21 protein-coding genes and 2 tRNA genes are annotated in these 20,058 nt (G+C 68.3%); 8 read left to right on the plus strand and 15 right to left on the minus strand.

Going from position 1 to position 20,058, the window contains the following annotated elements:
• Together AB3K92_RS27645 and AB3K92_RS27650 are read right to left on the minus strand one after the other, a co-directional pair.
• The gene (locus AB3K92_RS27645; protein WP_369466231.1) at positions 1 to 2,514 is read right to left on the minus strand and encodes a DUF6600 domain-containing protein; all 2,514 of its coding nucleotides are present in this window, start codon (positions 2,512 to 2,514) and stop codon (positions 1 to 3) included.
• A gap of 162 nt (positions 2,515 to 2,676) precedes the next feature.
• Positions 2,677 to 3,384 (minus strand): helix-turn-helix transcriptional regulator, encoded by a 708-nt coding sequence (locus tag AB3K92_RS27650; protein ID WP_027788033.1) that lies wholly within the window; start codon positions 3,382 to 3,384, stop codon positions 2,677 to 2,679.
• A 195-nt stretch (positions 3,385 to 3,579) separates the two neighbouring features.
• Here AB3K92_RS27650 and AB3K92_RS27655 point away from each other — a divergent pair, with 195 nt between their 5' ends.
• Positions 3,580 to 3,720: a hypothetical protein gene (locus AB3K92_RS27655; protein ID WP_006753078.1), complete on the plus strand. Its 141-nt coding sequence runs from the start codon at positions 3,580 to 3,582 to the stop codon at positions 3,718 to 3,720.
• Positions 3,721 to 3,850: 130 nt separating this feature from the next.
• A complete protein-coding gene (locus AB3K92_RS27660) occupies positions 3,851 to 4,363 on the plus strand; it encodes an acyl-CoA thioesterase (protein WP_012328135.1) in 513 nt (170 codons plus the stop codon).
• 71 nt (positions 4,364 to 4,434) lie between these two features.
• On the opposite strand, the gene fumC is transcribed toward AB3K92_RS27660, so the two are convergent.
• From fumC to AB3K92_RS27675, 3 genes are all read right to left on the minus strand, one after another.
• Positions 4,435 to 5,829, minus strand: a complete 1,395-nt coding sequence (gene fumC / locus AB3K92_RS27665) for a class II fumarate hydratase (RefSeq protein WP_369466232.1) — start codon at positions 5,827 to 5,829, stop codon at positions 4,435 to 4,437.
• A 155-nt stretch (positions 5,830 to 5,984) separates the two neighbouring features.
• Entirely contained in the window at positions 5,985 to 7,373 is a 1,389-nt protein-coding gene (gene norM, locus AB3K92_RS27670) for a multidrug efflux MATE transporter NorM (RefSeq protein WP_059620772.1), read from the minus strand.
• Between the two features lie 134 nt (positions 7,374 to 7,507).
• Positions 7,508 to 7,726 carry an RNA-binding S4 domain-containing protein gene (locus tag AB3K92_RS27675; RefSeq protein WP_021159725.1) on the minus strand — a complete coding sequence of 73 codons (219 nt, stop codon included), beginning with the start codon at positions 7,724 to 7,726 and terminating at the stop codon, positions 7,508 to 7,510.
• Between the two features lie 269 nt (positions 7,727 to 7,995).
• Here AB3K92_RS27675 and AB3K92_RS27680 point away from each other — a divergent pair, with 269 nt between their 5' ends.
• Positions 7,996 to 8,397 carry a hypothetical protein gene (locus tag AB3K92_RS27680; RefSeq protein WP_027788030.1) on the plus strand — a complete coding sequence of 134 codons (402 nt, stop codon included), beginning with the start codon at positions 7,996 to 7,998 and terminating at the stop codon, positions 8,395 to 8,397.
• 123 nt (positions 8,398 to 8,520) lie between these two features.
• Here AB3K92_RS27680 and AB3K92_RS27685 read toward each other — a convergent pair whose 3' ends face one another.
• The 8 genes from AB3K92_RS27685 to fdxA all read right to left on the minus strand — a co-directional run bounded on the left by AB3K92_RS27685 (position 8,521) and on the right by fdxA (position 12,903).
• On the minus strand, positions 8,521 to 9,303 hold the full coding sequence (locus AB3K92_RS27685; protein WP_175925955.1) for a DUF4088 family protein: 783 nt from the start codon (positions 9,301 to 9,303) through the stop codon (positions 8,521 to 8,523).
• A 161-nt stretch (positions 9,304 to 9,464) separates the two neighbouring features.
• Complete coding sequence (locus tag AB3K92_RS27690; RefSeq protein ID WP_021159722.1) at positions 9,465 to 9,803, minus strand: AzlD domain-containing protein; 339 nt, start codon at positions 9,801 to 9,803, stop codon at positions 9,465 to 9,467.
• Complete coding sequence (locus AB3K92_RS27695; protein ID WP_369466233.1) at positions 9,800 to 10,567, minus strand: AzlC family ABC transporter permease; 768 nt, start codon at positions 10,565 to 10,567, stop codon at positions 9,800 to 9,802. The genes AB3K92_RS27690 and AB3K92_RS27695 overlap by 4 nt, the downstream gene beginning before the upstream one ends.
• Positions 10,568 to 10,689: 122 nt before the next feature.
• The gene (locus tag AB3K92_RS27700) at positions 10,690 to 11,589 is read right to left on the minus strand and encodes an AraC family transcriptional regulator (protein WP_021159720.1); all 900 of its coding nucleotides are present in this window, start codon (positions 11,587 to 11,589) and stop codon (positions 10,690 to 10,692) included.
• 61 nt (positions 11,590 to 11,650) lie between these two features.
• The gene (locus tag AB3K92_RS27705) at positions 11,651 to 12,136 is read right to left on the minus strand and encodes a CreA family protein (protein WP_027788025.1); all 486 of its coding nucleotides are present in this window, start codon (positions 12,134 to 12,136) and stop codon (positions 11,651 to 11,653) included.
• A gap of 119 nt (positions 12,137 to 12,255) precedes the next feature.
• Positions 12,256 to 12,331, minus strand: a tRNA-Asn gene (locus AB3K92_RS27710).
• 71 nt (positions 12,332 to 12,402) lie between these two features.
• A tRNA-Asn gene (locus tag AB3K92_RS27715) sits at positions 12,403 to 12,478 on the minus strand.
• Positions 12,479 to 12,579: 101 nt separating this feature from the next.
• Positions 12,580 to 12,903, minus strand: a complete 324-nt coding sequence (gene fdxA / locus AB3K92_RS27720) for a ferredoxin FdxA (protein ID WP_011351384.1) — start codon at positions 12,901 to 12,903, stop codon at positions 12,580 to 12,582.
• 300 nt (positions 12,904 to 13,203) lie between these two features.
• On the opposite strand from fdxA, the gene pncB reads away from it, so the two are divergent.
• The 5 genes from pncB to rmuC all read left to right on the plus strand — a co-directional run bounded on the left by pncB (position 13,204) and on the right by rmuC (position 19,174).
• Entirely contained in the window at positions 13,204 to 14,403 is a 1,200-nt protein-coding gene (gene pncB, locus AB3K92_RS27725) for a nicotinate phosphoribosyltransferase (protein ID WP_048022948.1), read from the plus strand.
• Between the two features lie 88 nt (positions 14,404 to 14,491).
• The gene (locus tag AB3K92_RS27730) at positions 14,492 to 15,154 is read left to right on the plus strand and encodes a lactate utilization protein C (protein ID WP_059649268.1); all 663 of its coding nucleotides are present in this window, start codon (positions 14,492 to 14,494) and stop codon (positions 15,152 to 15,154) included.
• A gap of 43 nt (positions 15,155 to 15,197) precedes the next feature.
• The gene (locus tag AB3K92_RS27735; RefSeq protein ID WP_021159715.1) at positions 15,198 to 16,628 is read left to right on the plus strand and encodes a sodium:proton antiporter; all 1,431 of its coding nucleotides are present in this window, start codon (positions 15,198 to 15,200) and stop codon (positions 16,626 to 16,628) included.
• An 81-nt stretch (positions 16,629 to 16,709) separates the two neighbouring features.
• Positions 16,710 to 17,699, plus strand: a complete 990-nt coding sequence (locus AB3K92_RS27740) for a D-glycerate dehydrogenase (RefSeq protein ID WP_059590137.1) — start codon at positions 16,710 to 16,712, stop codon at positions 17,697 to 17,699.
• Entirely contained in the window at positions 17,696 to 19,174 is a 1,479-nt protein-coding gene (gene rmuC, locus AB3K92_RS27745) for a DNA recombination protein RmuC (RefSeq protein WP_059589881.1), read from the plus strand. Before AB3K92_RS27740 ends, rmuC begins: the two co-directional genes overlap by 4 nt.
• 88 nt (positions 19,175 to 19,262) lie before the next feature.
• Here the strand turns inward: rmuC and AB3K92_RS27750 are convergent, their stop codons facing one another.
• Together AB3K92_RS27750 and AB3K92_RS27755 are read right to left on the minus strand one after the other, a co-directional pair.
• Positions 19,263 to 19,748 carry a GNAT family N-acetyltransferase gene (locus tag AB3K92_RS27750; RefSeq protein ID WP_027788021.1) on the minus strand — a complete coding sequence of 162 codons (486 nt, stop codon included), beginning with the start codon at positions 19,746 to 19,748 and terminating at the stop codon, positions 19,263 to 19,265.
• Positions 19,745 to 20,020 carry a hypothetical protein gene (locus AB3K92_RS27755; RefSeq protein ID WP_006401288.1) on the minus strand — a complete coding sequence of 92 codons (276 nt, stop codon included), beginning with the start codon at positions 20,018 to 20,020 and terminating at the stop codon, positions 19,745 to 19,747. Before AB3K92_RS27755 ends, AB3K92_RS27750 begins: the two co-directional genes overlap by 4 nt.
• Positions 20,021 to 20,058: the final 38 nt, after the last annotated feature.

A 20,058-nucleotide genomic window follows, 5' to 3' on the forward strand; every position in this document is an offset into this window, starting at 1 on the left:
CTACTGGCGGTGATGCTCTTCGTGGCCGCCTTGCGGCGGCGGGTTGCTCGGGTGTGGCGCCTCGACGTGCGGCGCCGGTTGCGGCCGCGGTTCCATATGCGGTGCGGGCATCGACGGGCGCGGCTCCATGCGCGGCGCCTGCGGTTGCGGGCGCGGCATGTCATGCACGGCGGGGGCCGGCGGCCGGTACTCGTTCACACGTGGCGGGGCGACTTCGCGGTGCGGCGCCGGTTGCGCGAATTCGGGGTGCGGTTGCGGCGCGGGCGCCGCGCGCTCCGGTTGCGGTTGCCCATGCTGCGCCGGTGTCGGGAATTCGGGGCGCGGGCGCGGCTGCGGAATCTGCGCCGTATTGTCGAGCCTTGGTTGCGGCAGTGCGCGCGGCGTTTCGTTCCGGCCGCCGGGCTGCGCGCCCTGCAGCGCCGGCGCGCCCTCCGGATGCGGGATCGCCGCGCTGCGCACCGGCGGCAGCGCATTCTGTCCCGCCGCATGCAGTGCGGTGGGCGGAGCGGGGCGCTGGCGCTCCATCGGTGTGTGCGGCTGCATCCACGCGGGCGACGGCGTCTCGGCCGCGTGCGCATTGCCGATGCCGGCCGGACTGTTGTTCGCTACCGGCGGATGGGGGACACCGTTACCGGGCCCGAACGCCTGATGTGGCGCCGGGTTGCCGGGTGCCTGCGGCATGCCACCGTTGGCGAAGTGCGGTGCGCCGGGGTTTTCGCCGTTCGTGGGCCGCGTGGAATTCGGCACGCCGGGCATCGGTGTTCCCGGCCGCCCGGCCTGCAAGGCGGCCGGCTGGCCTTCGCGAGGCGCGCGTGCCGGCTGCACGACGGGGCCGTGCGGATTCACGAGCTGCACGTTGTGCATCGCCCATGCGCCGCCACCCGGTTTGCCCGGTATGCGGACCGGACGCGCCGTATAGTCGGCCGGCACGTTCGTCTTCACGACGGGCGCGCCGGCACCCGGCACGCGCCCGCCTTGCTGCGCGAGGTGGGCGGCGGCCTGGTCGCGATACGCGGCCGGCACGGCGGGATTGCGCGTGGCGACGTACGGATGCTGGGCAATTGCCGCCGGCGGGCGGTAGCTCGCATTGCGCAGCCCGCCGGTGAAGCTCTGGCGTACCGGCGCAATGCCCGGCGTACCCGGCGTGACATGCGCATTGCGCCATTGCTGCGGGTCGACGTGCTGCGAGAAGTGCGCGACAGGCTGACCGTGCACGAACGCGGCAGCCGGTACGGCCGTGATCGCGTGCGGCGCACGGAAGTTGACGTAGGTCTTGTTGATGTTGGTGATATTGGTGATGTTCGTCACGTTCACGGTCTTGTTCACGTTGACGTTGTTCACCACGATGTTGCGGTTCACCCGGTCGTAGTAGTGCGGGCTCCAGCCGCCCCAGCCCGGATGCCACGGTTCGCCCGGGCCGAGCGCGAACCACGCGCAGCCGGCCGCGGCGACGCCGCCCACCGTGAGCGCGACGCTCCAGTCGGGGCCGCCGCCACCGCCGACGAACGCGACGAGTGCCGGTGCATAGGCCGGCGGCTGGCTGACAGCCAGCGGGCCCGGTACCCAGGCCCAGCTATCGTCCACGTACGCCCAGCGGCCGTAGTGATACGGCGCGAAACCCCATGGCGCGTCGTCGACCCACGTCCAGCCCCACGGGGCCTGCCAGATCCAGTGACCGTCGTGATATGGCGCCCAGTCCGCCGGCGTATCGTTCGGCACCCATACCTGGCCGTAATTCGGGGTATTGCGCCACGTGCCGTTTGCGTCGAGATCCTGGTAGCCGGGAATGTCACGGGACACATAGCGGGCCGACACCGAGCGTTCCTCGGCCGCGTCGCGGCTGGCGGCCCACTGGTCGAGCGCATCGGGGCCGGGGGCGGCGGCTTGCTGCGCGACCTGCAGGTCGGTGCCCGTGAACACGACCTGCTGCCCCGGTGACAGCGGATACTGGCCGTTGCTGCCGTAGACGGTCGCACTGCCGCTGCGCACCGTGACCGTCGTGCTCGCGCCGTTCGGCGCGACGTCGACGCGATAGTCGCCGGGGCCCGTGATGCCGAGCGCGAGGTTCGGCGTGTCGATTTCGTACGATCCGCCGGCCGGCAGATCGCGCACGTGAGTCGATACGGTGCCGAGCCCCACTTTCAGCTGGGTCGTCGTGTCGTCGAGGTTCAGCACCGACAGGCTCGTCGACTCGCCGAGCCGCACCGCGGTCGAGCCGATGTGCAGTTCCGAGCGCGCACCGGCATCGTTCCAGAGCTGGTCGCCGGTCGTCAGCGGCCGGTTCACGGCGGCATACGACCACGTATCGGTGCCGGCCGGCTCGGTCGTCACGGCGCCCGACAGGTAATTGAGCCGTGCGACACGGCTGGGCGGATCGCCGCCCGGTTGCCGTGCCGCGGCCGCATACGGAGGGGCGTCGGCCGATTGCGCGAATGCGGGGGGCAGGGCCGCAAGCGCGACGAACGCGAGCAGTGTGCAGCGGGCGGTTCGCTTGAGCGTGAACAGGGTGGCCATGGTGAGCGTCTTCGTCATTGTCGCGGCGCGTCGATTCGTGCCGTTGAGTTCACAATATCCGCTCGGCCTGTTTCAATGCTCGGTGTTTTGTAAGTCGAATGGCACGCGATGTAACAAAACCTGTCGATCGCGCGCCGTTGTCGTGCAGACGCAATGCGGGCGTCAAGCGGACGTAAGCCACTCGTCGAAAACCTGCTGTCCGGGCACGGTGACGCGCAGCACGCGCGGCCGTGCCGCACGCTCGATCCAGCCGTGCGCGCAGAAGCTCTCGAGCAGTGCCGCACCGAGCGCGCCGCCGAGGTGTGAACGCCGCTCGCTCCAGTCGAGGCATCCGCACGCGAAGCGGCGCCGGCGCGTGCGCTGCTGTGCGACGTCGATGCCCCATTGCGCAAGCGCCTGGGTGCCGAGTTCGGTGGTCTCGATCGCATCGCCGTCCGCCTGCAGCCAGCCGCGCGCAGTGAGCCCGTCGAAGATGCGCACCGCGAGTTCGCCGGCCATGTGGTCGTAGCAGGTGCGCGCATAGCGCAATTCGGCCGGGACCGTGCGGGACGGCGGCGGAGCCGCGCGATGCGGCGCGGCCGCGCGGGCGACGTTCGCGAGTGCCTCGAGCGATGCCGCGATGTCGGCCGATGCGATCCGGTAATAGCGGTGCCGGCCACGCACGTCGAGCGCGAGCAGGCCGCCTTCGGTCAAGCGCGAGAGGTGGGCGCTTGCGGCGGAGGGCGACAGCCCCGCGATCATCGTCAGCTCGCCCGCCGGTCGTGCGCTGCCGTCCATCAGTACCCACAGCATCGCGGCGCGTCCTGGGTCGGCGATCAGCGAACCGATGCGGCTCAGGCCCGGAAAGTGGTGGTCGTCTTGGTCGGTCATCGTCGTGTCTCGTCAGGCGGGATGGTCTCCAGTGTAGTGGGCGCGCGCATTCGATGTTTCGGTTCCGGCTGAAATGTCGGATGCAGACTTGCCGGCGGCGTCGGTGCGGCGAACCGGGCCGCGGCCGCGTGCGGCGCGCGCGTAGAATGGCCGAAAGCGGCGGCAGCGGGCTGCCGCACGTGACACGACGCAACGATGAAGACGATTTTCTGTTTGCTGGCGGCGGCGCTCGTCTGCGCGGCATGTGCGCAGGGCGGTGCGGGCGCGGCCGGCGAGCGCGGCGGCAGCCTCGAGATGTACGGGACGATCGATCAGGGCATCACGGTGCGCCGCTGACCGGCGCCGGCAACAGGCACGCCGGGCACGGCCCCCACGGCCGCGCCACACGGGGCGCCCCGCGACGCGTTGCCGCAGTGCAACGTATAATCGGCCGATTACAGCGCCCCTGCCGCCTGGAGCCAACACGATGTCCCAACCGTCCCCCGTACCGGCCGCCCTCGACCGCACCGAAACCGTATTCCGCTTCCTCGCCGAACCGTCGTCCGTGAACTTTGGCGGCAAGGTGCATGGCGGCGCGCTGATGAAGTGGATCGACGAAGTCGCGTATGCGTGCGCGGCCGTCTGGTCGAGCCGCTATTGCGTGACGGTCAGCGTCGGCAACATCCGCTTCCAGCGTCCGATCCTGGTCGGCAATCTCGTCGAGCTGAAGGCGCGCGTCGTTGCGACGGGCCGCACCAGCATGCACATCCATGTGTCCGTCCATGCCGGGGATCCGAAGGGCGGCGTGCTGCGCCAGACGACCGATTGCCTCGTCGTGTTCGTCGCGGTCGACGAGAACGGCAACCCGGTGCCGGTGCCGCCGTTCGTGCCCGAGACCGACGAGCAGAAGGTGCTCGCGAAATATGCGGCCGACGTGCGGGCCGCGCTCGACAAGATCGTCGAGATGAAGCCGGAAGAAGTCGCGAAAGGCGCGGTCTGACCGCGGCGGGCGCCGCGCATCGCGCCGCGCCCGCGATTCCGTAGAACGTCGTCCCGCCGGTCGTCGTACCGTCAGCGCGACCCGATCATCTGCTCGGGGCGCACCCACGCATCGAATTCCGCCTCGGTCAGGTAGCCGAGCGCGAGCGCGGCGGCCTTCAGCGTCGTGCCTTCCTTGTGCGCCTTCTTTGCGATCTGCGCCGACTTGTCGTAGCCGATGTGCGGATTGAGCGCCGTCACGAGCATCAGCGATTCGTTCAGCAGCAGGTCGATCCGCGAGCGGTTCGGCTCGATGCCCACCGTGCAGTGGTCGTTGAAGCTCTGCGCGCCGTCGGCGAGCAGCCGCACGGACTGCAACACGTTGTGCGCGATCATCGGCCGGAACACGTTCAGCTCGAAATTGCCGCTCGCGCCGCCGACGTTGACCGCGACGTCGTTGCCGAACACCTGGCAGCACAGCATCGTCACGGCTTCGGACTGCGTCGGGTTCACCTTGCCCGGCATGATCGAGCTGCCCGGCTCGTTTTCCGGAATCGACAGTTCGCCAAGCCCGCAGCGCGGCCCGCTTGCGAGCCAGCGGACGTCGTTCGCGATCTTCATCAGGCTGGCAGCAACCGTCTTCAGCGCGCCGTGCGCGAACACCAGCGCATCGGCTGCCGCCATCACCTCGAACTTGCTCGGCGCCGTCACGAACGGCAGCTTCGCGAGCCGGCCGATCTCATCGGCGACACGCACCGCGAACTCCGGATGCGCGTTCAGCCCTGTGCCGACCGCGGTGCCGCCGAGCGCGAGCTCATACAGGTGCGGCAATGCCGATTCGACGTGACGGATGCCCTGGTCCAGCTGCGCGACATAGCCGGAAAACTCCTGGCCGAGCGTGAGCGGCGTGGCGTCCTGCAGGTGCGTGCGGCCGATCTTCACGATGTCGGCGAAGGCCTTCGACTTCGCGTCGAGCGTCGTGCGCAGCGTGCGCAGCGCCGGCAGCAGGTGGTTGACGATCGCGTACGCGGCGGCGACGTGCATGGCGGTCGGGAACACGTCGTTCGACGACTGGCCGCGGTTCACGTCGTCGTTCGGATGAACCTTGCGCGCTTCGCCGCGCTCGCCGCCCATCAGTTCGCTCGCGCGATTCGCGATCACCTCGTTGAGGTTCATGTTGGTCTGCGTGCCGGAGCCCGTCTGCCACACGGCGAGCGGGAATTCGCGCGGATGCTTGCCGGCGATGATCTCGTCGGCCGCGTCGATGATGGCGCGCGCCTTGTCGTCGGCCAGCACGCCGAGCGACTGGTTCACGGCCGCCGCGGCGCGCTTGACGATCGCGAGCGCGTGGATCAGCTCGGGCGACTGCTTCTCGGTCGAGATCCGGAAATTCTGCAGCGAGCGCTCGGTCTGCGCGCCCCAGAGCCGGTCGGCCGGTACGGCGATCTCGCCGAACGTATCGCGTTCCATCCGAACTGCTTCGTTCATGATCCACTCCTCCAGGAAAGGGGAAAGGCCGCGCGTCGTCGCGCGGCATCAGGCATAACCAGACGTATCGTGAGGCAGTCGCGCCGCTGGCGCGGCGTCTCGAGGTCTTCAGCCGACTAGCATAGCGCCGGCCGGAATTTCGCGTCGTGTCGCGCTCAGTGCGGCGACGCCGTGAGCGACGCGCTCTTCAGATGAAAGCGCCACCCCATCAGCACGGCCACGCTGGCAAGGCCGGCCGCGAGACCCCACCAGAGGCCGCGGGCACCGAGGCCCACGTGGAACGCGAACCAGTAGCCGGTCGGAAAACCGATGCCCCAGTAGCCGAGGGTCGCCGCGAGCATCGGGATGCGCGTGTCCTTCAGGCCGCGCAGCGCGCCCGACGCGACGGTCTGCGCGCCGTCGACGATCTGAAACACCGCGGCGATGCCGAGCAGCGACGCGGCGAGCGACACCGTGGCCGCGTTCGACGGATCGTCGAGGTTCAGGTACAGGCCGACGATCGCGTGCGGCGCGACGATCAGCACGATGCCCGACAGCGTCATGAACGCGACACCGAGGCCGAGTGCGACGAAACCCGCGTGCCGCGCGGCGACGGGCGCCCCCGCGCCGACCCAGTAGCCGACGCGCACGTTGGCGGCCTGGCCGATCGCGAGCGGCACCATGAACGCCACCGACGCGACGTTCAGCGCGATCTGGTGCGCGGCCAGCGACGTCGCGCCGAGCACGCCGATGGTCAGGCCGGTTGCGAGGAACAGCGTCGACTCGACCCCGTACGTGATCGCCACCGGCCAGCCGATGCCGATCAGCTCGCCCATCATGGGCAGCTTCGGGCGCGCGGCGGTGACGAAATGACGGAAGCGCTGCCGGCCGTGCAGCAGCCAGATCAGGGCGAGCGCGGTGAGCCAGATCGTGATCGTCGTCGCGACCGCCGAACCGAGGAAGCCGAGGCGCGGCAGCCCGAACGCGCCGTGGATCAGGCCGTAGTTCAGCACGGCGTTGACGCCGACGCCGCCGATCGACACCCACAGCAGCCGCCGCGCCGCGCCGATCGCCGGAAGGAATGCGCGCATCAGCCCGACACCGATCAGGCTGCCGAGCGCGGCGAAGCGCAGGATGCCCGTGTATTCGCCGACGTGATGCGCGAGCAATGGCGGCTCGTGGAACATCAGCAGGATCGGTTCGGACAGCGACAGCGCGATGATGGCCGGAATCGCGAGCAGCACGGACAGTGCGAAGCCGGTCCAGTAGATGTGCGGTACGCGCTCGTCGGCCTTGGCGCCGCGCGCGTGCGCGACGCTGACGCTGACCGACGACAGCACGCCTTGCAGCACGGTCACGATGACGAAGAAGAAGTTCGCGCCGAGCCCGCCGGCGGCGAGCGAATCGGGGCCGAGCGAGCCGAGCAGCACCGTGTCGGTGACGCTCATCGCCATCTGCGAAAGCTGCGCGATCGCGAGCGGCGCGGCGAGGCGGGCGGTATCGGCGGCATGACTGGACAGGGACGGCGGCGCGGCGGCCGTCCGCGTAAGACCGGAATGCGACATGGAGTGGGCGCTCGCGCGGGTGCGGGCCCGCGCTATATGTATTTATTTTGAGAGACGGCTAGCTTACGGCTTTATTCGAACCGTGTCGAACGCGCGCGCCGATGGCCATGTCGCAGGCAGGGGAACCGTCGGCCCTAGGCTTCGCGCACCGCAATGCGCGTGTCGCCGAGCAGGACGACCTGGCCCGCGCGGATCTTGCAGGTCTTGCGCAGTTCGACCGCGCCGTCGACTTTCACCGCGCCGGACGCGACGATCAGCTTCGCGCTGCCGCCGCTGTCCGCGAGGCCGGTGATCTTGAGAAGGTTGTGCAGCTCGACGTATTCGCCGGTCAGCGTGAAATCCAGGTTGGGCATGACGAAGAAGGTGCGCAAGGCGCGGGAGGAAACGCTCCGCATCATACGGCACCACGGGCCGGCACGCGAGCGCGGGGCGCCGCGGCATGCAGTTGTTAAGGACTGTGAGCGACTCGTCAGCAAATGAAACGGTGGGTAACAGTCTGAGAGATTCGAGAACCGGCCGGGCGCGCCGCGGGTCTTTTTCGTACCTGCTGCGTGTTGCGGCAGGGGAAGCGACGGACCGCATCGCTGCGGTTCGGGCTCACAACTTCCTGAGGAGAATTGCCATGTCCAAGATTCGTACGATGCTGATCGGTGCCGCGCTGACGGCGTTCGCCACTTCGGCCGCATTTGCCCAGACGGGCACGGCGGTGCAGGGCACGGCCGGTGCCGGCGTGCAGGCGCAGACGCCGGCGGCGGGTGTCGGTGCCGGCATGCAGGGCAGTGCGGGCGCGAACGCGTCGGGCAATGCCGCCGGCGGGGCAACCGATGCGGTCGGCGCGGCAGCCGACGGCGCGAAGGATACGGCGTCGTCGGCCGTCCACTCGGCCAAGAAGCATACGAAGCATGCCGCGAAGTCGGCCAAGAGCCATGTCGGTTCGGCCAAGGCGAAGGCCGGCGAAGCGACCGAAGGCGGCGCATCGGTCGGTGCGGAGGGCGGTGCATCGGCCCAGGGCGCCACGCAGTAAGCGGTGCCTGGCGCCGCGCGACGCTCGTCCCTGGCGGTGCGTCGCGACGGCGGTCATCCAGCGGCCCGGTTCGCATTGCGCGAACCGGGCCGTTTTCGTGTGTCGATGCGCATGGGGGCGCCGTTACGGGCGGCGCTGTCCTTGCCCTTGTCCCGGCCCCTGTGCCGACCGCGCGGCAGCCGGGGTGAATACGCTGCGCAGCCACGCGGCGAGCCGTGCGAAGACATCGTACGGCTCCTCGACGAAAATCTCCGGCTTCAGCAGCCGCAGGTATTCCATGATCTGCTGCGCTTCCTGTTTCTGGAACGAGCCGTGCGCGAGCCCGAGCCGCAGCAGCCCGCGCAGTTCGCCGAGCTTGTCGCGCGCGGTGCTGCCGACGCTCATCTCGCACGCGAGCTTGGCCTCGTAGACCCGTTGCCGCAGCGATTCCGCGAGGCGCCATGCCGGCGTCTGCATCAGTTCCTCGAGTGCCTGGATATCTTGCGCCGCGCCCTTGATCTGCGACGCGAGCGGGTCGATCAGCGACGGGTCGCCCTGCGCTTCGGCGACGATCGCCTTCGCCCAGTCGCGGCACGCCTTCGCGAGTTCGTCGGGGGTCCATTCGGAACGGCACGCGAAGCCGAAGCCGAATTCGCCGGCCTGTCGCATCAGGATCGCGACGACGTCCGGGAATTCCTTGTCGAGCGTGCGTTTGGCCCACGCATACTGGCCGCCCTGCAGCATCCGCTGCACCGCGTGCTCGGTCAGCGGCACCATGTTGTCGAGCAGTTTGGCGCGCAGGAAATCCTCGAACGACGGCGTCGCGAACTGCGGGTCGAGTTTCAGCGACACGCGGACGAACGCGTCGTAGTCCTTGCGCAGGGACTCGAGCGTGTCGTCCTTGAGGGAAAGGGTGATCTGGCCCATGAATCGTCTCGATGGCGGCCCGCGCAAGCCGGCGGCCGGCACGGCGCACCGGGGCGGGCGCAGCGTCGACTGACCGGTGCGCGCCGAGGCCGGTGGCGGGTCTTCATCTCCTATATCGGCCTGCCGGGCGGAAACTTGAGCGCGCGTGACCGAGCGTGTGCTCAGGCGGGCAGCCAGTGGGGCAGCACGACCCCTTGCCAGAAAAAGAACACCGCGAGCCCTGCCGCGATCGTCACGAGCGGGCGGCGGGTCGCTGCCGACACGAGCACGGCCGCCAGCGCGCCGACGAGCTGCGGATTGCGCCAGGTCAGCTCGGCCGTGCCGCCGTGCGGCGAGACGGTCATCGGCACGATGATCGCGGTCAGCACGGTGACCGGCACGAAGCCGAGCGCGGTCCGCACGAGCGGCGGGAAGGCCAGCCGTTCGCCGAACAGGAACAGCGTCGAGCGGATCGCGTACGTGATGACGGCCATCCCGAGAATCAGCAGCGCGTAGCTCACGATGCGGCCTCCGTGCGCGAGCCGGCACGCGATCGTTCGTGCAGCAGCGTGAGCGCGACGCCGATCGCGACGCCGGCGGCGACCGCGCCGAGCAGTCCGAGCTTGTACGGCCAGCCCTGCCAGAAGTACGCCAGCGTGCCGGCCGTCACGGCCGCCGCGAAATAGCGCAGGGTGCCGAGCTGCGGGACGACGATCGCAATGAAGGTGGCCGCCATCGCGAAATCGAGGCCCAGCGACTGCAGCCCCGGGAACGCCGCGCCGAAACCGATGCCCGTGAGCGTCCAGACCTGCCAGTTCAGGTACATCGCGAGCCCCGAGCCGAAGAAGTAGTGGGGGCCGATCGCGCCGGGCGGGAAATGCCGGTAGTGCGCATAGGCGACCGCGAACACCTCGTCGGTCATCAGCGCGCCGAGCGTTGCGCGCCAGCGCAGCGGCAGGTGCGCGACATAGGGCGCGAGCGTTGCGCTGTACAGCAGGTGACGCAGGTTCACGATCAGCGTGGTCGCGAGCACGACGACGAAGCTTGCGCTACCCGCGATCAGGCCGAGCGCGATGAACTGCGCGGAGCCCGCGAACACGGCGAGCGACATCAGCGTGCCATGCCACGCGGCGAGCGGGCCGCCGCCGACGAGCGTGCCGAAAATCACGCCGAACGGGGCGGCGCCAATCATCATCGGGATCGTGTCGCGCGCGCCGTCGAGCCATTCGTTGAACGGGCGGCGAGCGGGCGATGCGGGTGTCGGGTTCAAGGGGGGCTCCTCCATGAACGGGAGGATAGCGGGCGGGGGGCGAGCCGGCTTGTATGTTCTTGCGCTTGGGCGGCGAGCCGGTGCTTGCCTGCTTGCAGGCGCCGGCGGCATCGCGTTGGCGGGCCGGACGCCGCGCGTCAGCTCGCCTGCCAGCGCCCGGGCGGTACGCCGAACATGCGTTTGAAATGCCGTGTGAAGTGGCTTTGGTCGACGAAGCCGCTGGCCGCGGCGACGTCGGCGACGGGCACGCCCGCGCGCAGCGGCGCCAGCGCGCGCTGCAGGCGCAACTGGTTGCGCCACGCATGCGGCGGCATGCCGTTCGTGCGGGTGAACAGGCGCGCGGCGTGGAACGGCGACAGGCCGGCCGCCTGCGCGACCTCGTCGAGCGTCACCGTGCACGTCAGATCGGCGGCGAGCCGTTCGCGCATCGCGTCGACGCGGGGTTCGTCCGCCGCGAGCGGCGCCGGTCGCGGCAGGGCGTCGGCATGGCGCACGATCAGCGTCGACAACGCATCGAGCATCGCCGTTTCGGCGGCGAGCGGATCGTAGATGCGGGGTGCGCCCGTCGCGGGAACGTCAGCTGCTTGCCCGTGCGCCTGCGAGGGCAGTGCGTGCTCGCTGCCGGCCTCCATCATCCGGTGTGCCAGCGTGAGCCGCGCCGCCAGGTCGGCGTCGCGAATCACGTCGGGCGCAAACCACGGCGCGTCCTGCGGGCGGCCGGCGATCGCGCTGGTGAGTTCCCGGATGAAATCGACCGGGATGTAGCTGACGCGATAGCACCAGCCCTCGTCGGCGGCACGCGACCCCGTATGCACTTCGCCCGGATTGATCACGGGCACGGTGCCGGTTTCTGCGACATGGCCGCTGCCGCGATAGGTGTAGCGTTCCGCGCCTTCGAGAATCACGGGGATCGTGTACGCGTCGTGCCAGTGGGGCGCGAACGTGTGGTCGCGATAGGTGGCCGTGACGAGATCCGCATCCGGCAGCAGCGGCGTGCGCCAGTAGCGTGCGGAGTCGGGAAGGCGGGTGGCAGACATGAGCGGGCGCGGAGCGGTCGAACCGACAGTGTATCGCTCGCGCGCCCGGCGGGCGCGGGCCTTACTTGACCGGAATCGTCGTGCCGGCCGGCATCGGCACCGCGGTGACGGCGTTCTTCGGGCTGCCGCTGACGATGCGGTCGCTGTAGGTCAGGTAGACGATCGTATTGCGCTTGGTGTCGACCACGCGCACGACGTGCAGGGTCTTGAAGATGAACGACATGCGCTCGCTGAACACGTCGGTCTGCTGCTTGAGCGGCTCCTTGAAGCTGATCGGGCCGACCTGCCGGCACGCGATCGACGCTTCGCTCGGATCCTCTGCGACGCCGAGCGTGCCCTTGATCCCGCCGGTGCGCGCGCGCGACACGTAGCAGGTCACGCCGTTCACGACCGGATCGTCATACGCCTCGACGACCACGCGATCGGAGCCCGTGACGCGGAAATGGGTGTTGACGCTGCCGACTTCCTCCGCGTGCGCGAGCGGTGCCGCGGCGAATGCGGAAAGCAGGAGGGCGAGTGGTGCTGAGCGGAGGAGACGGTGCTTCATCGACGGAACCGGATGCGAATGCGGGACAGAGACTCTAGCATGCGCGCGACCGGGCGACGAAAGCCGAAAGGCGGGCCGGAAAAACAAAAGGCCCGTCGAATGACGGGCCTTTCGCTATTTGGCTCCCCGACCTGGGCTCGAACCAGGGACCTACGGATTAACAGTCCGGCGCTCTACCGACTGAGCTATCGGGGAATAAATCGGTACATCTGCTTGTTTGTCTACCAGCAAAAAGCCCGTCCACTTTCAACGGGCCTTTGCGTTTTTGGCTCCCCGACCTGGGCTCGAACCAGGGACCTACGGATTAACAGTCCGGCGCTCTACCGACTGAGCTATCGGGGAACAAACAACAACAGCAGAGAAACGAGATTGTATGGAGCGTTGATCAACCTGTCAACACTTTTGGGCCGCGGCGCACAAAAATTTTTGCAGCCGCTGCGCGATCAGCGCTCGAGCAGGTGCAGTTTGTCCTGCACGTCCTTCCATTCGTCCGCGTCGGCCGGTGCCGGCTTGGTCTTCGTGATCGACGGCCAGTCCTTTGCCAGCTCGGCGTTCAGCGCGGTGAACTGCTGCTGGTCACCCGGAACGTCTTCTTCGGCATAGATCGCATTGGTCGGGCACTCGGCGACGCACACGGCGCAGTCGATGCACTCGTCCGGATCGATGGCGAGAAAGTTGGGACCTTCACGGAAGCAATCCACCGGGCACACATCCACGCAGTCCGTGTATTTGCACTTGATGCAGCCTTCGGTCACAACGTGAGTCATTAAAACGCTCCTGCTTGGCGGTATATATGGGGTGGCGTTTGCGCCAAAACCGGCATTGTAACTGAAGCGCAAAACCCGCACGGCGTGGTCGGCTATCCGGCTTATATCGTTTCGTGATTAGTTTATGGCGGCCCGCAGAAGGGACTCGCCGACGGGGCGCGTGTGCCGCACGGCGGCGCGGCCGGGCAGGGCGGCGGGCGGTTTCGCGATGGTCGGGCCCGCATTCGGGTAACATGGCCGGCAGACCGGGCGGCGCGCGGTGCGCCGGGGCCCTGTCACGATACTGGCGGTGCCGTAATCATGATCATCACTTCGCTGCTCGACACGGATCTCTACAAGTTCACGATGATGCAGGTCGTCCTGCATCACTTTCCTGCCGCAAACGTCGAGTACCGCTTCCGGTGCCGTACGCCCGGCGTCGATCTCGTGCCGTACATCGACGAGATCCGCGACGAGGTGCGCGGCCTGTGTTCGCTGCGCTTCACCGACGTCGAACTCGACTACCTGCGGCGCATGCGCTTCATCAAGAGCGATTTCGTCGACTTCCTCGCGCTGTTCCACCTGAACGAGAAGTACATCTCGATCACGCCGTCGCCGAAGGGCAACGGCGAGATCGACATCGTGATCGAGGGGCCGTGGCTGCACACGATCCTGTTCGAGATCCCGGTGCTCGCGATCGTCAACGAAGTCTATTTCCGCAACACGCAGCGCGAGCCCGACTATCGCGAAGGTCGCGAGCGGCTGTGCGAGAAGATCAAGCTGCTCGGCGCGAAGCCCGAGTTCGCCGACTGCAAGATCGCCGACTACGGCACGCGCCGGCGCTTCTCGAAGGTGTGGCACGAGGAAGTCGCCCTCACGCTGCGCGACGGGCTCGGCCCGCAGTTCGCCGGCACGAGCAACGTGCTGTACGCGATGAAGCACGGCATCACGCCGCTCGGTACGATGGCGCACGAGTATCTGCAGGCGTGCCAGGCGCTCGGCCCGCGGCTGCGCGATTCGCAGATCTACGGCTTCGAGATGTGGGCGAAGGAGTATCGCGGCGACCTCGGGATCGCGCTGTCGGACGTCTACGGGATGGACGCGTTCCTGAACGACTTCGACATGTACTTCTGCAAGCTGTTCGACGGCGCGCGCCACGATTCGGGCGATCCGTTCGAGTGGGGCGAGCGCATGCTGCGCCACTACGAGGCGAACCGCTGCGACCCGCGCACCAAGGTGCTCGTGTTCTCGGATGCGCTCGACATCCCGAAGGTCATGCAGTTGTACGAACGGTTCCGCGGCCGCTGCAAGCTCGCATTCGGCGTCGGCACCAACCTCACGAACGACCTCGGCTACGTGCCGCTGCAGATCGTGATCAAGATGGTTCGCTGCAACGGGCAGCCGGTCGCGAAACTGTCGGATACGCCGGGCAAGAGCATGTGCGACGACAAGGCGTATCTCACGTACCTGCGCCAGGTGTTCGGCATCGCGCAGCCGGTCGAGGAAGACGCGTCGAAGTAAGCGTCGGTCGAACGGCCAAAACTGCGTCGCGGCGAGGCCGGCCGGTATAATCCGACGGTATCGCCCGCCAACGTCACGAGGACCGTTCATGGACACTTCCGCTGCCCGTCGCCAGATCCTCGCGCGCATTCGCGCGGCGCAGGGGCGTGCGGCCGAACCCGATGCGGCCGAGCGCGACGGCGTTGCCGACTATCTCGCCCGTCATCCGGAGGGCCCGCGCCCGCCGGCGCCGGCCGACCTCGTCGCGGCGTTCGTCGACGAAGCGGCCCGTCTGTCGACGACGGTCGACGAAGTCGCGGCGCTTGCCGATGTGCCGGCCGCCGCAGCCCGCTACCTGTCCGCTCACGGCCTGCCGACGCAGGCCGTCGCATGGCGCACGCTGGCCGATTTCGACTGGGCGGGCGCAGGCCTGTCGGTCGAATGCCGCAAGCCGCGCGACGGCGATCTGGTCGGCCTTACCGGCTGTTTTTGCGCGACCGCCGAAACGGGCTCGCTGGTGCTGCTGTCCGGCCCCGACACCTATGCGTCGGCGGCCCTGCTGCCGGAAACGCACATCGCGATCGTTCCCGCGTCGCGGATCGTCGCCGGTCATGAGGACGCCTTTGCGTTGATCCGCGCGGAGCGCGGCGAATTGCCGCGTGCGGTCAATTTCGTGTCGGGCCCGTCGCGCACGGGCGATATCGAGCAGACCATCGTACTGGGCGCGCACGGCCCGTACCGCGTTCACGTGATCGTCGTACGGGGCGCATGACGCGCCCGCCGCATTCACCACCATTCGAACAAGGAAGTTCTGCATGAAACGACATGCCGCCTGGGCGGGCATGGCGTCGGGGATCGCGCTTGGCGCCGTTCCCGCGCTTGCATCGGCCGCAACGCTCGACGGTGCCTCGCTGTCTGCCCTCTGGGGCATTCCGTTCGCCGGAATCCTGCTGTCCATCGCACTGTTCCCGCTCGTCGCCCCCGTCTTCTGGCATCACCATTTCGGCAAGATTGCGGCCGCGTGGGCGGTGGTGTTCCTGATCCCGTTCGGATTCGCGTTCGGTGCGGGCACTGCGTTCGGCACGCTCGTGCATGCGCTGCTCGAGGAATACATTCCGTTCATCGTGCTGCTCACCGCGCTCTATACGGTCGCGGGCGGCATCTGCGTGAACGGCAATCTGCATGGATCGCCGAAGCTCAATACCGCGATCCTCGCGCTCGGTACGCTGCTCGCGAGCGTGATGGGCACGACGGGCGCCGCGATGCTGCTGATCCGGCCGCTGCTGCGCGCCAACGATAACCGCAAGCATGTCGTGCACGTCGTGATCTTCTTCATCTTCCTAGTCGCGAACGCGGGCGGCTCGCTGTCGCCGCTCGGCGATCCGCCGCTGTTTCTCGGTTTCCTGAACGGCGTGAGCTTCTTCTGGACGACCACGCACCTCGCACTGCCGATGCTGTTCATCTGCGCGGTGCTGCTGACACTGTTCTTCGTGCTCGATACGTACTTCTACCGGAAGGGCGGCGAGGAGCGGCCGGCCGTGCTCGACCCGACGCCGGACGGCGCGGCGCTGTCGATCGACGGGAAGATCAACTTCGTGCTGCTCGCGGCCGTGGTTGCGCTCGTGCTGATGAGCGGCATCTGGAAGCCGGGTATCGCGTTCGACGTATGGGGCACGCACGTCGCGCTGCAGAACCTCGTGCGCGACGTCGCGCTCGTGGGCGTGACGCTCGCGTCGCTCGCGCTGACGCCGCGTTCCGCGCGCGAGGGCAACGCGTTCAACTGGGCGCCGATCGAGGAAGTCGCGAAGCTGTTCGCGGGGATCTTCGTGACGATCGCGCCGGTGATCGTGATCCTGCGCGCCGGCGCCGACGGCGCGTTCGCGCAGATCGTCCATCTCGTCACAGGGCCGGACGGCAAGCCGATCGACGCGATGTACTTCTGGGCGACGGGCATCCTGTCGTCGTTCCTCGACAACGCGCCGACCTATCTCGTGTTCTTCAACCTCGCGGGCGGCGATGCCCAGTCGTTGATGACGACCGGCGCGTCGACGCTCGCCGCGATTTCCGCGGGTGCGGTGTTCATGGGCGCGAACAGCTATATCGGCAACGCACCCAACTTCATGGTGAAGGCGATCGCCGAATCGCGCGGCGTGAAGATGCCGAGCTTCTTCGCGTATCTCGGCTGGGCGCTGGTCGTACTGATACCGGTATTCCTGCTGACGTCATGGCTTTTCTTCACGGCGTAAGCTGACGATTTTCAACCTTGAGCGGGCGGTCCCGGCGGCGCACGGCGCGCTTCGATCCGCCCGCGGCATGCGGAGATGGCGATGCAGAAGATCCTGGTCGCGCGTCCGATCTTTCCGGACGTGATCGAGCGGCTCAAGCAATATTTCGACGTCGACTGGAACAACGGCGACGCACTCGCGCCCGGCGCGCTCGCCGCGCGTCTGGCCGACAAGGACGGCGCGTTGACGGCCGGCGATCCGGTCGGCGCGGCCGAGTTCGCCGCGGCGCCGCGCCTGCGCGTCGTGGCGAACATGGCGGTCGGCTACAACAACTTCGACATGGCTGCGTTCAACGCGGCGAACGTGCTCGGCACCAACACGCCCGACGTGCTGAACGAGTCCACCGCCGATTTCGGCTGGGCGCTGATGATGGCCGCCGCTCGCCGGATCGCCGAATCCGAGCACTGGCTGCGCGCCGGCCACTGGCAGAAGTGGGCTTACGACGGGTTCCTCGGCAGCGACATCTACGGCTCGACGCTCGGCGTGATCGGAATGGGGCGCATCGGCCAGGCGCTCGCGCGCCGCGCGCGCGGCTTCGGGATGCAGGTGATCTATCACAACCGGTCGCGTGTCGCGCCCGAGATCGAGGCCGAGCTGAACGCCGAATACGTATCGAAGGATGCGCTGCTCGCGCGCGCCGATCACGTCGTGCTCGTGCTGCCGTACACGCAGGAAAACCACCATACGATCGGCGCGGCCGAACTCGCGAAGATGAAGCCCACCGCGACGCTGACCAATATCGCGCGCGGCGGGATCGTCGACGACGCGGCGCTGGCCGTCGCGCTGCGCGACGGGACGATCGCCGCCGCCGGCCTCGACGTGTACGAAGGCGAGCCGACGGTGCATCCGGCGCTGCTCGAGGTGCCGAACGTCGTGCTGACGCCGCATATCGCGAGCGCGACAGAAAAAACGCGCCGCGCGATGGCGAACCTCGCCGCCGACAACCTGATCGCCGCGCTGGGCGAGGGGCCGCGCGCGGGGCGCCCGCCGAATCCGATCAACCCTGACGTGATCGGGAAGCCGCGCGCATGACGATGACGTTGTTGCTTGCGGCGGTCGTCGTGCTGGCCGTCGCGCTCGCGGTGGCGATCGTCGCGCTCATGCGTGGCGCTGGCCGTCACGACGATACGGCGATACTGGGCGACCAGATCGAGGACGCCGCGCACGCGCAGGCGCGCGCGGTCGAGCGGCTCGAACGCGAATTGCGCGGCGAGATCGTCGAGAACGCGCGCGGCTCGCGCACCGAGCTGGCCGGCAGTTTTGCGCAGCTTCAGCAGACGCTCGCCGCGCAGCTGACGAGCGTGGCGACCGTGCAGAACAACCAGGTCGAAGGCTTCGCCCAGCAGCTCGGCAAGCTCGTCGCCGGCAACGCGCAGCAGTTCGACGCGATGCGCGAGAGTTTGCAGCGTCAGGCACAGCAGGCGCGCGAGGAGCAGACGGGCGCGCTCAGGCTGTTCGGCGACACGTTGAACCGGCAGCTCACGCAGCTGACCGAGGCGAACGATCGCCGGATCGGCGAAGTGCGCGCGACGCTCGAACAGCGGCTGAAGGAAATCGAGACGAACAACGCGGCGAAGCTCGAGGAGATGCGCCGCACCGTCGACGAGAAACTGCACGCGACGCTCGAGCAGCGGCTCGGCGAATCGTTCAAGCTCGTGTCGGACCGGCTCGAGCAGGTGCATCGCGGGCTCGGCGAGATGCAGACGCTCGCGGCGGGCGTCGGCGATCTGAAGAAAGTGCTGACCAACGTGAAGACGCGCGGCACCTGGGGCGAAGTGCAGCTCGAGGCGCTGCTCGAGCAGATGCTGACGCCCGAGCAGTACGCGAAGAACGTCGCGACGGTGCCGAAGAGCAGCGAGCGCGTCGAGTTCGCGATCCGGCTGCCGGGGCGCGATGCCGGTACGCGCGACGCGCCGCCCGTGTGGCTGCCGATCGACGCGAAATTCCCGCGCGAGGATTACGAGCGGCTGATCGACGCGCAGGAGCGCGCCGATGCGGCGGCGGTCGAGGAAGCGGCCCGCGCGCTCGAAGCGCGTGTGCGGCTCGAGGCGCGCACGATCGCCGAGAAGTACGTCGCGCCGCCGCACACGACCGATTTCGCGCTGCTGTTCCTGCCGACCGAAGGGCTCTATGCGGAGATCCTGCGTCGCCCGGGGCTGACCGATCTGCTGCAGCGCGACTATCGCGTGACGGTGGCCGGCCCGACGACGCTCACCGCACTGTTGAACAGCCTGCAGATGGGTTTCCGCACGCTCGCGATCGAGCAGCGGTCGAGCGAGGTGTGGCAGGTGCTCGGCGCGGTAAAAACGGAATTCGGCAAGTTCGGCGACGTGCTCGCGCGCACGAAGGCGCAGCTCGAAACGGTCACGCGCTCGATCGAGTCCGCCGAGCAGCGTACGCGCGTGATGAACCGCAAGCTGAAGCAGGTCGAGGCGCTGCCGGGCGACGCGGCGGCCGGGCTGCTCGGTGCGGAAGGTAGCGACGGCGCCGATGCGGACGACGCGTGACGCGCGTTGCCGATACCGGCCGGAACGAAAACGGGCGCCGCGGCGCCCGTTTTTTCATGCAGCGATTGCCGGTGCGGCCGCGATGCGCTCAATGCCCGGCGAGCGTGTCCAGCGCGTCGCCCGTCACGCGAACGATGCGCCAGTCGGGCAGCACGGTGGCGCCCATCTTCTCGTAGAAATCGATCGCAGGCTGGTTCCAGTCGAGAACCGACCATTCGAAGCGCCCGCAACGGCGCTCGACGGCCAGGGCCGCGAGGTGACGCAGCATCGCGGTGCCGAGGCCCGTGCCGCGTTGCGACGGCTGCACGTACAGATCCTCGAGATAGAGGCCACGACGGCCGAGGAACGTCGAGTAATTGTGGAAGAACAGCGCATACGCGACGATCGCGCCGTCGTGTTCTGCCACCCGCGCTTCGGCGGCAGGCCGCGCGCCGAACAGCGCGTCGGCGAGGTCGGCCTCGGTTGCCACGAACAGATGCGTGAGCTTCTCGAATTCGGCGAGCTCGCGCATCAGCGCGAGGATCGCCCCGACGTCGCTCGCTTGCGCTGCGCGGATCAGCGGTGTGCCGCTCACGCTTCCTCCGGCGGATCGGACAGCACGATCTCGATGCCGCCGAAGCGCGATGCGACCCAGTTGTACGCGTGGCACGCGATCCACAGCAACACGAAGCCGAGGATGGCGTTCAGCAGCAGCGCGCTCAGGATCGTGCTCAGTTCGACCATCCCGTAACGAACGTAGGCGACGAGAATGCCGAGCAGCACGATCGGCACGCTGAACGTCAGGTAGACGAGGATCAGCGCCTTTGCGGTCTGCCCCGCGGCGATCGACGAAATTTGTTTCTTCATGTGCGGATTGCCCCCGTAGAGATATACCGATAGTGGAA

The organism is Burkholderia sp. Bmkn7, from assembly GCF_041103175.1.
In the GTDB taxonomy this organism is placed as follows: Bacteria; Pseudomonadota; Gammaproteobacteria; order Burkholderiales; family Burkholderiaceae; genus Burkholderia; species Burkholderia cepacia.